Source organism: Pseudomonas syringae pv. coryli str. NCPPB 4273 (assembly GCF_000972175.1).
Classification (GTDB): Bacteria; Pseudomonadota; Gammaproteobacteria; order Pseudomonadales; family Pseudomonadaceae; genus Aquipseudomonas; species Aquipseudomonas syringae.
Window position 1 is genome coordinate 42,498 of the sequence record NZ_AWQP01000066.1, and the last position, 11,858, is coordinate 54,355.

11 protein-coding genes, 3 tRNA genes and 1 riboswitch are annotated in these 11,858 nt (G+C 58.0%); of the genes, 4 read left to right on the forward strand and 10 right to left on the reverse strand.

Translation table 11 applies throughout. The features are described 5' to 3' along the window. The first annotated feature begins 17 nt into the window (after nucleotides 1-17). Entirely contained in the window at nucleotides 18-203 is a 186-nt protein-coding gene (locus P406_RS23125) for a PA3371 family protein (protein ID WP_003369912.1), read from the forward strand. A gap of 429 nt (nucleotides 204-632) precedes the next feature. Further along, a complete protein-coding gene (locus P406_RS23130) occupies nucleotides 633-959 on the forward strand; it encodes an Arc family DNA-binding protein (protein ID WP_002554423.1) in 327 nt (108 codons plus the stop codon). A gap of 187 nt (nucleotides 960-1,146) precedes the next feature. On the opposite strand, the gene mgtE is transcribed toward P406_RS23130, so the two are convergent. Then, a complete protein-coding gene (mgtE, locus tag P406_RS23135) occupies nucleotides 1,147-2,589 on the reverse strand; it encodes a magnesium transporter (RefSeq protein ID WP_003412626.1) in 1,443 nt (480 codons plus the stop codon). A gap of 325 nt (nucleotides 2,590-2,914) precedes the next feature. Here mgtE and bamE point away from each other — a divergent pair, with 325 nt between their 5' ends. Then, a complete protein-coding gene (gene bamE, locus P406_RS23145; protein ID WP_046237482.1) occupies nucleotides 2,915-3,406 on the forward strand; it encodes an outer membrane protein assembly factor BamE domain-containing protein in 492 nt (163 codons plus the stop codon). Nucleotides 3,407-3,450: 44 nt separating this feature from the next. On the opposite strand, the gene P406_RS23150 is transcribed toward bamE, so the two are convergent. From P406_RS23150 to ltaE, 7 genes are all read right to left on the reverse strand, one after another. Continuing rightward, a tRNA-Arg gene (locus P406_RS23150) sits at nucleotides 3,451-3,527 on the reverse strand. Nucleotides 3,528-3,614: 87 nt separating this feature from the next. Then, nucleotides 3,615-3,691 (reverse strand) — tRNA-Arg (locus P406_RS23155). 109 nt (nucleotides 3,692-3,800) lie between these two features. Further along, nucleotides 3,801-3,891, reverse strand: a tRNA-Ser gene (locus P406_RS23160). A gap of 62 nt (nucleotides 3,892-3,953) precedes the next feature. Then, nucleotides 3,954-4,142: a carbon storage regulator CsrA gene (gene csrA, locus P406_RS23165; protein ID WP_002554426.1), complete on the reverse strand. Its 189-nt coding sequence runs from the start codon at nucleotides 4,140-4,142 to the stop codon at nucleotides 3,954-3,956. A gap of 169 nt (nucleotides 4,143-4,311) precedes the next feature. Next, the gene (locus P406_RS23170; RefSeq protein ID WP_003369901.1) at nucleotides 4,312-5,544 is read right to left on the reverse strand and encodes an aspartate kinase; all 1,233 of its coding nucleotides are present in this window, start codon (nucleotides 5,542-5,544) and stop codon (nucleotides 4,312-4,314) included. A 91-nt stretch (nucleotides 5,545-5,635) separates the two neighbouring features. After that, a complete protein-coding gene (alaS, locus tag P406_RS23175) occupies nucleotides 5,636-8,260 on the reverse strand; it encodes an alanine--tRNA ligase (protein WP_004412798.1) in 2,625 nt (874 codons plus the stop codon). Nucleotides 8,261-8,404: 144 nt separating this feature from the next. Continuing rightward, nucleotides 8,405-9,409 carry a low-specificity L-threonine aldolase gene (gene ltaE, locus P406_RS23180; protein WP_046237483.1) on the reverse strand — a complete coding sequence of 335 codons (1,005 nt, stop codon included), beginning with the start codon at nucleotides 9,407-9,409 and terminating at the stop codon, nucleotides 8,405-8,407. A 212-nt stretch (nucleotides 9,410-9,621) separates the two neighbouring features. Next, nucleotides 9,622-9,787, forward strand: a riboswitch (FMN riboswitch). Nucleotides 9,788-9,913: 126 nt separating this feature from the next. On the opposite strand from ltaE, the gene P406_RS23185 reads away from it, so the two are divergent. Further along, entirely contained in the window at nucleotides 9,914-10,426 is a 513-nt protein-coding gene (locus tag P406_RS23185; protein ID WP_003369893.1) for a 6,7-dimethyl-8-ribityllumazine synthase, read from the forward strand. Nucleotides 10,427-10,504: 78 nt separating this feature from the next. On the opposite strand, the gene astE is transcribed toward P406_RS23185, so the two are convergent. Both astE and P406_RS23195 read right to left on the reverse strand, forming a co-directional pair. Continuing rightward, nucleotides 10,505-11,512: a succinylglutamate desuccinylase gene (gene astE / locus P406_RS23190; RefSeq protein ID WP_046237484.1), complete on the reverse strand. Its 1,008-nt coding sequence runs from the start codon at nucleotides 11,510-11,512 to the stop codon at nucleotides 10,505-10,507. Nucleotides 11,513-11,523: 11 nt separating this feature from the next. Continuing rightward, nucleotides 11,524-11,811, reverse strand: coding sequence for a hypothetical protein (locus P406_RS23195; protein ID WP_032699247.1), 288 nt, complete (start codon nucleotides 11,809-11,811; stop codon nucleotides 11,524-11,526). Nucleotides 11,812-11,858 lie beyond the last annotated feature (47 nt).

Below are 11,858 nucleotides of genomic sequence, written 5' to 3' on the forward strand. Positions count from 1 at the left end.
TTCAAGAGAGAGTAGCCATGTCAAAATCCGCGTTGTCATTTCTGGTCCTGGCGATCATGGCTGTCGTCGCCGACCTTTTGCTTCCTGTTAATGCACAAGCCATGAGTATCGCTGCAAACATCGCCGCCGGTGTGTTCGCCAGTCTCTTCGTGGTTGCGTTGTTCGTCGGTCGTCGCTTCAAGTTCGACCCGGTGCTTCGCTGACAGCGAAGCTACCTGCATCAATTTGCCCGGTCGTCTGACCGTTCGCATCCAGAATCTCCCCTCCTCCGAAAGAACCTTCCTGCACCGCAGCCAACCCTTTGTCGGCTAACCTCGGTCAAGCTGAATTTAGACGCATACTCAGAGTCAAATGGCCATGACAGCTAAAAAGGCCAGTGGCGTGCCCTTTTATCCGGGGACAAATACGATGACTTTGCAAATTCGCTCGCATTTCTGATAATTGGTGCTGGCAATACGCCGCTACCTGAGTCAATATTTGTCACAGAATTGACGCCAAGGATTCGACGTAATACGGCATGATGTCGGCCCCTTGGAACCCCGGTTGAACATTTGGCCAAAATGATTGTCTGACTGTGACAATCTTGCGGCCACTTGCTAGAACCGCTTCCCCTGAACTAACCGGTTAAATATATGAGCCCTATGAAACAGGCTACTTATTCCAGCCGCACGGCTGACAAGTTCGTCGTTCGCCTACCAGACGGCATGCGTAATCGCGTGCAAGAGGTAGCCAAGAATCATCACCGCAGCATGAACTCGGAAATCATCGCTCGTCTCGAACAAAGCCTGATTCAGGAAGGTGCTCTTGGTGATGAACCAAGCCTGCGCCTCGATAGTCCTGAGCTGTCCTTGCACGAACGCGAGCTGCTGCAGCGCTTTCGTCAGCTTTCACATCGTCAACAGAACGCCCTTGTTTCGCTGATTGCTCATGACACGGAACTCGCTTCCGAAGAGTCCTGAGACTTGACGTAACAGACAAAGGCCAGCGAAAGCTGGCCTTTTTCGTTGTAGCCTTTTTGTAGTCTTTTTCTTTATTAGTCGTCGGCTTATTGCGTTACACAGCGACATGAAGACTTGGCCGAAGCATAAAAAAACCGCCTGGTCATGGCGGTTTTTTTATTTCAAAAGACTGTAGCAGTCGCGAGGCTTAGAGCAGAAAGATCGTCGCCAGTCCGAGAAAGATGAAGAAGCCGCCGCTGTCAGTCATCGCCGTAATCATGACGCTTGCCCCCATCGCGGGATCTCGTCCCAGGCGGGAAAGCGCCATGGGAATGGAAACGCCCATCAGCGCTGCCAGCAACAGGTTGAGCGTCATGGCTGCGGTCATGACCACACCCAGCGACCAGCTGTCATACAGCAAGTAGGCGACCACGCCGATCACACCCCCCCATATCAGGCCGTTGATCAGGCCAACAGCCAGCTCCTTGCGCAGCAATCGCGCCGTGTTACCGGTATTGACCTGGTCCAGCGCCATCGCGCGCACGATCATGGTGATGGTCTGATTACCGGAGTTGCCACCGATACCGGCCACGATAGGCATCAGCGCAGCGAGCGCCACCAGCTTCTCGATGGAGCCTTCGAACAGGCCGATCACACGCGAGGCCAGAAACGCGGTTACCAGGTTGACTGCCAGCCAGGCCCAGCGGTTGCGCAGCGAACGCCATACTGACGCGAAGATGTCTTCTTCTTCACGCAGACCCGCCATGTTGAGGACTTCGCTTTCGCTTTCCTCACGGATCAGGTCGACCATTTCATCGATGGTCAGACGGCCGATCAGCTTGCCGTTCTTGTCCACGACCGGCGTGGAGATAAGGTCGTAACGCTCGAACGCCTGTGCCGCATCGTAGGCATCGTCTTCCGGGTGAAAGCTGACCGGATCATTGGCCATGACTTCGCCAACCTGCTTCTCCGGGTCATTGACCAGCAGACGCTTGATCGGCAGCACGCCCTTGAGCACGCCCTCGGAATCGACTACGAACAGTTTGTCGGTGTGACCGGGCAGCTCTTTGAGCCTGCGCAGGTAGCGCAGCACGACTTCAAGGCTGACATCCTCACGGATCGTCACCATCTCGAAGTCCATCAGCGCACCGACCTGATCCTCGTCATAGGACAGGGCCGACCGCACGCGCTCACGCTGCTGTGAATCCAGTGTTTCCATTAGCTCGTGAACGACGTCGCGGGGCAACTCGGGAGCAAGGTCGGCCAGTTCGTCGGCGTCCATGTCCCGTGCCGCCGCGAGCAACTCATGATCGTCCATGTCGGCGATCAGGGTTTCACGAACGGAATCGGATACTTCAAGAAGAATGTCGCCGTCGCGATCGGCCTTGACCAACTGCCAGACGGTCAGACGGTCTTCCAGGGGCAAGGCTTCAAGGATATAAGCGACGTCGGCAGAGTGAAGGTCTTCGAGCTTGCGTTGCAACTCGACGAGGTTCTGCCGGTGAACCAGGTTTTCTACACGGTCCTGATGCTGACCTTCCTGACGATGGGTCAGGTCCTCAACAATACGCTGGCGCTGCAGCAGATCGACAACCTGAGCCAGGCGATCCTGCAAGCTTTCCTGCGTTTTTTTTACTTCTCTTTCGGTCATAGGCGAACTCCACTCCCAGCAGCGGAGCACGCCGGGAGATCAATCAGTTAATTCATGATTGTTGAAAAACATTATCGAGTAACGACTGGGTATGTCCATGGAGGTGTTCCACAAGCCCCGGCGGAGCTGACGGGCGCAATGATACACCGCTTTGAGCGAAGCGCACGCGAGAAAATTCAGCTCAGAACAACCGTTTGCAGTGCAAACCTGCACAACTCCGTAAGCCAGCCAGAGTTCGACGTCACATTCAGCCAACAAAACACGCTCGCCCCGTCCAAAGACGGCAGTTAGCCTTTGCTGACACCCGTCACGGAGGACCTTGAGCATGCGACCTGCCAATCACCTGCTGCTGTGGAGCGCCCTGCTCTGCCTATCTGCAACTGCAACCGCCAGCAACGTTCATCGCTGCGAGGATGCATCCGGAAAGATTACGTTTACCACCCTCGGCTGCCCGGATGGGCACAGCACCCGCCTGCAGAGAGCCTTCAATGCACCACCGGGCACCCGTATCGATGTGCTGCCGCCCGCCAACACTGCGCAAACCGCGCGTGGAAAACCGGCAGATCAGACACTGGTCGTGGTCGGCACACGCGATGATGGCTGCGGCAACCGCTTGAGCGCCGAACAGCGCCGGGCTGCGATCATCAACCAGCGTACCCCTCCCGGCATGACGCAGCGTGATGTGGAGAGCCTGTTGGGGCGCCCCGACAAGGTCACCAACCGCAACGGCGAATTGCACTATGTGTACAACCAGAAAAAAGGCCGCAGCAATAAGGTGACATTCGACGAGCACGGATGCGTTAAAGGAAAACGCTAGAAAGCAAAAAGCCCACATCTTTCGATGTGGGCTTTTCGTTTGTATGGTGCACTCGACAGGATTCGAACCTGTGACCGCTCGGTTCGTAGCCGAGTACTCTATCCAGCTGAGCTACGAGTGCATTGGTGTTTTTATACCAGATCACCTCTGGTTGGAGCCAGTTATCGGAAACCTTGTAATTGCTTACAACACTTCAAACAACTTTAAATGGTGCACTCGACAGGATTCGAACCTGTGACCGCTCGGTTCGTAGCCGAGTACTCTATCCAGCTGAGCTACGAGTGCATGTGTTGGTGCCGCGCATTATAGGTCGTAAAACTGTTTAGTCAAGCACTTTTTCTAGTAAATTCAACAACTTACAGATCAAGCCCAGTTTTACGCACTACATAAATAATGGCGGAGAACGGGGGATTCGAACCCCCGACACCCTTTTGAGGTGTACTCCCTTAGCAGGGGAGCGCCTTCGGCCACTCGGCCAGCTCTCCGCAACACGGGGCGTATAATAACCACCCTTTTCCCCGTTTGCAAACCAAAAATTCAATAAAAATTAATGGCTTGGTTCTTCGTCCTTCTCTTTCTTGATACGCAGGTAAATCTCTTCACGGTGGACAGCGACTTCCTTGGGCGCATTGACACCAATACGCACCTGATTACCCTTCACTCCGAGCACGGTGACGGTGATTTCACCATCCCCAATGATCAGGCTTTCCGCGCACCGACGAGTCAGAATCAGCATACTTTTCTCCTTACGCCTTTATTCAGGGACAACAGTCTGCAACCTATAGGCAGTGACACTAGCAAAACGCCATGACCACTACCTGTATATCGACTAACGCAAAGAAAACAAAAGCCCTTCTGCGCAGCACCCGAAAGACGCGGTCACGCCGCGACCTTCGATGACAGGGTCATTCACCCTGCCGCGGAGCATCCAGCTCAAAGGCCGTGTGCAATGCGCGCACAGCCAACTCCAGGTATTTCTCTTCGATGACCACGGAAACCTTGATTTCCGATGTGGAGATCATCTGGATATTGATGCTCTCTTTGGCCAGCGCTTCGAACATGCGACTGGCAACGCCGGCATGCGAGCGCATACCAACGCCGACGATGGACACCTTGGCGATCTTGGTATCGCCGGACACTTCACGCGCGCTGATTTCACGCGCAGTGGCTTCGAGCACCTGCAAGGCCGCCTGATAGTCGTTGCGATGGATCGTGAAGGTGAAATCGGTGGTGTTATCGTGCGAGACGTTCTGCACGATCATGTCCACTTCGATATTGGCCGCGCTGATCGGACCGAGAATCTTGAACGCCACGCCGGGGGTGTCTGGCACGCCACGGATGGTCAGCTTGGCTTCATCGCGGTTGAAGGCGATGCCGGAAATGATCGGCTGTTCCATGGATTCCTCTTCATCGATTGTAATGAGGGTGCCCGGCCCCTCTTTGAAGCTGTGCAGAACGCGCAGCGGGACATTGTATTTGCCGGCGAATTCGACCGCACGGATCTGCAGCACCTTGGAACCGAGGCTGGCCATTTCCAGCATCTCTTCGAAGGTGATCTTGTCGAGGCGCTGGGCCTGCGACACGACGCGCGGATCAGTGGTATAGACGCCATCGACGTCGGTGTAGATCTGGCACTCGTCCGCTTTCAGCGCCGCCGCCAGGGCAACACCGGTCGTGTCCGAGCCACCACGCCCGAGGGTCGTGATGTTGCCGTGTTCATCGACACCCTGGAAGCCGGCGACCACCACCACGCGACCCGCTTTCAGGTCGGAGCGGATCTTCTGGTCGTCGATCTGCAGGATGCGCGCCTTGTTGTGCGCGCTGTCGGTGAGAATACGCACCTGATTGCCGGTGTAGGACACCGCCGGAACGCCACGTTTCATCAAGGCCATCGCCAGCAGCGCGATGGTGACCTGCTCGCCCGTGGAGACAATGACATCCAGCTCGCGAGGAACCGGCTGATCACTGATCTGCCTGGCCAGCTCGATCAGACGATTGGTTTCACCGCTCATGGCCGACAGCACGACCACAAGGTCGTCACCCGCCTCACGGAATTTCTTGACCTTGTCGGCCACCTGCTCGATGCGCTCTACAGAGCCCACGGAGGTGCCGCCAAATTTCTGTACGATTAAAGCCATCTCAAAGCCGCCTCAAATCCCGTTAAGAGCACCCATTAACATTCGAGCCCCAGTACGACCTGCCGGTGTGCGGCAGGCCCGCTGACCCGACTCAGATACCCTGCTCTACAAAAGGAACGGCCAGTGCCAGCGCTGAATCCAGCGCACCGGCATCGACACCACCGCCTTGAGCCATGTCAGGACGGCCACCACCTTTACCACCTACGGCGGCAGCTGCCTGCTTCATCAAATCACCGGCTTTGAGTTGGCCAGTCAGGTCCTTGGTCACGCCTGCGACCAAGACAACCTTGTCCTCATGAACACTGCCGAGCAGGATCACTGCGCGGCCGAGCTTGTTCTTCAACTGATCGACAAGCGCCAACAGCGCCTTGCCATCCTGACCATCCAGGCGCGTGGCCAGAACCTTGACCCCTTTGACATCCAGCGCAGCTGACGACAGGTCGTCACCGGCGGCACTGGCTGCCTTGGCCTGCAGTTGTTCCAGTTGTTTTTCCAGCAGACGGTTGCGTTCAATCACCGCCGTCAGCTTGTCCAGCAGGTTGTCGCGATTGCCTTTGACCAGCGTCGCGGCTTCCTTGAGTTGATCTTCGGCCGAATTCAGCCATGCCAGGGCCGCAGCGCCGGTGACGGCCTCGATACGGCGCACGCCTGCTGCAACACCGCCCTCACTGACGATCTTGAACAGCGCGATGTCACCGGTGCGGCTGGCGTGAATGCCACCACACAGCTCGACGGAAAACTCGCCGCCCATGCTCAGTACACGAACGCTGTCGCCGTACTTCTCGCCGAACAGCGCCATGGCGCCCTTCTTCTTCGCCGTGTCGATATCGGTTTCTTCGGTCATTACCTCGGTGTTCTTGCGAATCTCGGCGTTGACGATATCTTCCAGCGCGCGCAGTTGCTCGGGCTTGATCGCTTCGAAATGGCTGAAGTCGAAGCGCAGACGCTGACTGTCGACCAGCGAGCCTTTCTGCTGAACGTGCTCACCCAGCACCTGACGCAATGCGGCGTGCAGCAAGTGAGTGGCCGAATGGTTCAATTTGGTTGCATCGCGAACTTCATCAGCCACTTGTGTTTCAACCTGCGCGCCAACGCTCAGGCTGCCGGACGCCACAACGCCGTGGTGCAGGAACGCACCACCGGTCTTGGTGGTATCACTGACGTCAAAGCGCGCGTCACCGGCCAGCAGGAAACCGCTGTCACCGATCTGACCGCCCGACTCGGCGTAGAACGGGGTGATGTCGAGAATCACCACGCCCTCTTCGCCTTCATTCAGGTGAGAAACCGACTGGCCTTCCTTATAGAGGGCCACGACGCTGGCGCTGCCAGTGGTCGCCGAGTAACCGGTGAACTGCGTGGCCACATCGACCTTGACCAGGCTGTTGTAATCCATGCCGAACGAACTGGCCGAACGGGCGCGCACGCGCTGGGCGTCCATTTCACGCTCGAAGCCTGCTTCGTCCAGGGTCAGGTTGCGCTCGCGGGCGATGTCGCCGGTCAGGTCCATCGGGAAGCCGTAGGTGTCGTACAGCTTGAACACCACTTCGCCCGGAACCACGGTGCCTTTGAGGTCGGCCAGATCCTGCTCGAGAATTTTCAGACCTTGCTCGAGGGTCTTGGCGAACTGCTCTTCTTCGCCTTTCAGTACGCGTTCGATATGCGACTGCTGCTGCACCAGCTCAGGGAACGCAGACCCCATCTCGGCAACCAGCGCGGCAACGATCTGGTAGAAGAAGCTGCCCTTGGCACCCAGTTTGTTGCCGTGACGGCAGGCGCGACGAATGATGCGGCGCAGCACATAACCGCGACCTTCGTTGGACGGCAGCACGCCGTCGGCGATCAGGAAGCCGCACGAGCGAATGTGGTCAGCCACGACTTTCAGCGAAGCCTGGTTGTCATTGCTGCAACCGATGGCCTTGGCCGACGCAGCCAGCAGGCTCTGGAACAGGTCGATTTCATAGTTGGAATGCACGTGCTGCAGGACCGCACTGACGCGCTCCAGGCCCATGCCGGTATCGACCGATGGCGCTGGCAGCGGGTGCAGCACGCCATCTGCAGTCCGGTTGAACTGCATGAATACGTTGTTCCAGATCTCGATGTAACGGTCGCCGTCTTCTTCCGGCGAGCCTGGCGGGCCGCCCCAGATTTCCGGGCCGTGGTCGAAGAAAATCTCGCTGCAAGGGCCGCATGGGCCGGTGTCGCCCATGGTCCAGAAGTTATCGGAGGCGTACGGTGCGCCTTTGTTGTCGCCAATACGGACCATGCGCTCGGCAGGTACGCCGATCTCCTTGGTCCAGATGTCGTAGGCTTCGTCGTCAGTGGCGTACACCGTGACCCAGAGTTTTTCCTTGGGCAGGTTGAGCCATTTTTCGGAGGTCAGGAAGGTCCAGGCGTAGGTGATGGCATCACGCTTGAAATAGTCACCGAAGCTGAAGTTGCCCAGCATTTCGAAAAAAGTATGGTGACGAGCGGTATAGCCGACGTTTTCCAGGTCGTTGTGCTTGCCACCGGCACGCACGCATTTCTGACTGGTAACGGCGCGGGTGTAGGCGCGCTTTTCCTGGCCCAGGAAGCAATCCTTGAACTGGTTCATGCCTGCGTTGGTGAACAGCAGGGTTGGGTCATTGCCCGGAATCAAGGAGCTTGAAGCGACACGGGTGTGGCCTTGCTCTTCGAAGAAGCCAAGGAAGGCTTCACGGATTTCTGCGCTTTTCATAGGTTCTTCCACGGAGACTGCGGCCAGAGGCAAGTGCAAAACGTCAAATGACGTAGCGACGGCAAAGGGCCGCATTATATAGGCGTTGCGCCCTCGGTACAGTGTGTTTGTGCGATAGAAACAAGTAACTGGATTATCGGCATGTCATGAGTGTTCAAAGGCTGCGAATGCGGCGATGACCTGTTCGATCTGAGCGCGCGACACGTGCAGGTGGGTCACCATGCGCAGCCGCGACGCGGCCGTGAGTACGATGCCACGCTCGGCGCAGAACGCTTTGAGCGATGCCGCGCGCTCGCCGATCTGCACATAGACCATATTGGTCTGCACCGGCTCGACGGAGTAGCCGAGCCCGCTCAGGCCTTCAGCCAGAAACGCCGCGTTGGCATGGTCGTCCGCCAACCGCTCGACCTGATGATCCAGCGCGTAGAGCCCTGCCGCCGCCAGCCCTCCAGCCTGACGCATGCCACCGCCGAGCATCTTGCGCAAGCGGCGGGCCTTGGCGATCAACGGCTGCGAACCGCACAGCACCGAGCCGATCGGCGCGCCCAGCCCCTTGGAGAGGCAGACCGAAACCGAATCGAAGTGCCGGGTGATCTCATGGACATCGACACCCAGCCTGACCGCGGCGTTGTACAGTCGTGCGCCGTCCAGATGGAGGGCGAGCCCCTTTTCCAGAGTCAGGGTACGCGCGGCAGCCAGGTAGTCTAGGGGCAGCACTTTGCCCTGCATGGTGTTTTCCAGGGCCAGCAGGCGCGTGCGGGCAAAGTGAAAATCATCGGGCTTGATGGCGTCGAGCACCTGCTGCAGGTCCAGAGAACCGTCGGCCTGTACCTCCAGCGGCTGTGGCTGAATGGAGCCCAGCACTGCCGCACCGCCACCTTCGTATTTATAGGTGTGGGCCTGCTGACCGACGATGTACTCGTCGCCGCGTTCACAGTGCGCCATCAGCGCCAGCAGATTGCTCATGGTGCCCGACGGCACGAACAGCGCGGCATCAAACCCGAGGCGTCCGGCAAGCGTTGCTTCGAGCAGGTTGACGGTAGGGTCCTCGCCGTAGACGTCATCGCCAACGGGCGCACGTGCCATGGCATCGAGCATGCCGGCCGTGGGCAGAGTCACTGTGTCGCTGCGCAGATCGATGACAGTCACGAAAAAGCTCCCTGAAGTTGAAGATCGATAATGCATGCAACCTTTGGCTTGCAACAAGGCATTACTGACGACGCGGTACATGATAATCAAGCGCCGCCGCTCTCGATACTCCGACCCCTTATAAGAAAAAGGCAGGTATACCGTACGAAAGTGTCCATGCATGATCCAGCGAACTATGATAAAAATCTCGCGCCGGCTACGTAAAGTGACGGCAACGTTCTCAGGGCGGGGTGTAATTCCCCACCGGCGGTAATGACGCGCAATGCGTCTAGCCCGCGAGCGCTTGGGGGTCGTGGCGTTGGCCGCGATCTGCAAGGTCAGCAGACCCGGTGTGATTCCGGGGCCGACGGTCATAGTCCGGATGAAGAGAGAGCGGGATTGGTGTCAGCAAGAACGTCTGTAAAACCTATCCATGAACGACATCGTTCAGGAGGCTTTCCTACGCAGCTTGAATCCCTTTCGATCCAAACGCCCTGTTTTTTCCATAAACAGGAGTCAGAACACGTGCAACCAACTGCAATCGACAGCAAAAGCAAAAGCCACGCAAACGAGCGTGTCGCGTTCATCCAGGCCTGCTGGCACAAGGATATCGTCGACCAGAGCCGTAAAGGTTTTATCGCCGAGATGGCCAATCAGGGCTACGCCGAAAGCGATATCGACATCTTTGAAGTGGGCGGCGCCTTTGAAATCCCGCTGCATGCAAAACTGCTGGCCAATACCGGCCGCTACGCCGGCATCGTCGGCGCCGCACTGGTAGTGGACGGCGGCATCTATCGTCACGAATTCGTCGCGCAGTCAGTGGTCAGCGCGCTGATGCAGGTCCAGCTGGAAACCGAAGTACCGGTGTTCTCCGTGGTCCTGACACCGCATCACTTCCATGCCGGCGAAGAGCATCAGAAGTTCTTCTTCGATCACTTCGTGCACAAGGGCGAAGAAGCAGCCAAGACCTGCGCTGACACCCTGAACAAGGTACGCAGCCTGCGCCGTCTGGATGCACAGCAGAAAGCGGCCTGCTGAGACGCAGCATCGGTAGGTGTTCTCCCGGACACCTATCGTTCTGGACGCTCTGCGTCAGGTCCTGAGGGTGCCGAGCGATCAGCCGAGGCTGTCCGCATCAGTAGGTACGATCAGAATCCCCGCCCGCAGGCCGTTTTTGACCTTGGGGTTGGGGAAGATGATCCTCGCGCCCTCCTCTTCCACTACCCAGCGTGAACCACCCGCGTCTTCGGCCAGCACGTAGCCCTTTTCCAGCGGGGAGAAGTTCTCGACGTCATCGGCCAGGTTGAACGTGAACGCATCGGTGCGCTTGATCACTTCCCGCGCCACGCTGAACAGTTGCAACCCTTGAAGATCGTCATCCCACTCGGGCTCGGCGCCCTCGATGAGCTGCTCGAGACACACGCGCAGTGACCCAAGATTGACCTGCTGGTTCTGCCCGAACGGCCGCGCCTTGCCCAGTTCCAGAGTGAAAGCCTCGGCCCCCAATTGATCGTAGGTGTAGGCGCTGAACACAATGGACGGCTTGTTCTGCAGCAACACCGCACTCATGCCCGCCGCTCGTAGCCTGGCAAGCTCGAGCCGGGAATGCTGACGTCCTTCCTTCCACGGGTACAGCGCGAACTGCTCGATGGCCGAACCACGGATGGCGGTGTGCAGATCGTAATGCAGCCGATAACGCTCCGGCAGACTGAAAAAGCTGGCGGCCAGTCGTTCCAGCTCGCAGGCCCGCAAGGCCTCGGCGCCACCGCTTTGCAGATGACGGCCGTTGAACAGCCGATTGACATCCTGCTCGACAAAACGCGCCCCGCGTCGCATTGCGTCGGGATTGCCGAACAGGAACAGAATACGTGCGCGCGGTTTCAGGTCGCCGCGCGCAATGCTGCGGATCAATTCATCCAGCAGCTCGATGGGCGCAGTCTCGTTGCCGTGGATACCGGCAGACAGCAGCAGGTCAGTGCCGTTGTCACGAGCCTCCGGCGGGCGGACTTCCAGTGCGCCCTCGCCCATCCAGCGCATGCGCACGCCTTCGACGGTCAGTTGAGTCTTCTCCGCCGGCTCACGTCCAGCCAGGGTCAGTTCAAGCAGTTTGCCGAGGGCGAGCATGGCGCGCTTCCTTAGTGGTTGCAGTCAGGACCGTGAACGTGACCGTCTTCCTCGACGCCCATGTCGGCCGGTTCCATTTCCAGTTGCAGGCTGACCAGGTTGGTCGCCAGCGGACGCAGCAACAGGTTGGCGTATTCGGCATCGTCTTCTTCGACGTCAACGCCGATCAGCAACTGGCCACGGCCATCCTGCTGAATCCACAATTCCTTGCCCTGCCAGATGACGGCAACGCGGGTGCAGGACGTTTCCAGCTGGGTGCCATCAGCGTCTTCAAGGATCAGTTGCAGGGCGTCGCTCATATAAAAATGCTCTCTATAAAGGAAATAGTGCGCCGGACAGTGGCCCG

Excerpts from the sequence above, each read along its gene's own strand:
- P406_RS23125 (WP_003369912.1), top strand. The coding sequence starts at position 18 with ATGTCAAAATCCGCGTTGTCATTTCTGGTCCTGGCGATCATGGCTGTC.
- P406_RS23130 (WP_002554423.1), top strand. The coding sequence starts at position 633 with ATGAGCCCTATGAAACAGGCTACTTATTCCAGCCGCACGGCTGACAAG.
- mgtE (WP_003412626.1), bottom strand. The coding sequence starts at position 2,589 with ATGACCGAAAGAGAAGTAAAAAAAACGCAGGAAAGCTTGCAGGATCGC.
- bamE (WP_046237482.1), top strand. The coding sequence starts at position 2,915 with ATGCGACCTGCCAATCACCTGCTGCTGTGGAGCGCCCTGCTCTGCCTA.
- csrA (WP_002554426.1), bottom strand. The coding sequence starts at position 4,142 with ATGCTGATTCTGACTCGTCGGTGCGCGGAAAGCCTGATCATTGGGGAT.
- P406_RS23170 (WP_003369901.1), bottom strand. The coding sequence starts at position 5,544 with ATGGCTTTAATCGTACAGAAATTTGGCGGCACCTCCGTGGGCTCTGTA.
- alaS (WP_004412798.1), bottom strand. The coding sequence starts at position 8,260 with ATGAAAAGCGCAGAAATCCGTGAAGCCTTCCTTGGCTTCTTCGAAGAG.
- astE (WP_046237484.1), bottom strand. The coding sequence starts at position 11,512 with ATGCTCGCCCTCGGCAAACTGCTTGAACTGACCCTGGCTGGACGTGAG.
- P406_RS23195 (WP_032699247.1), bottom strand. The coding sequence starts at position 11,811 with ATGAGCGACGCCCTGCAACTGATCCTTGAAGACGCTGATGGCACCCAG.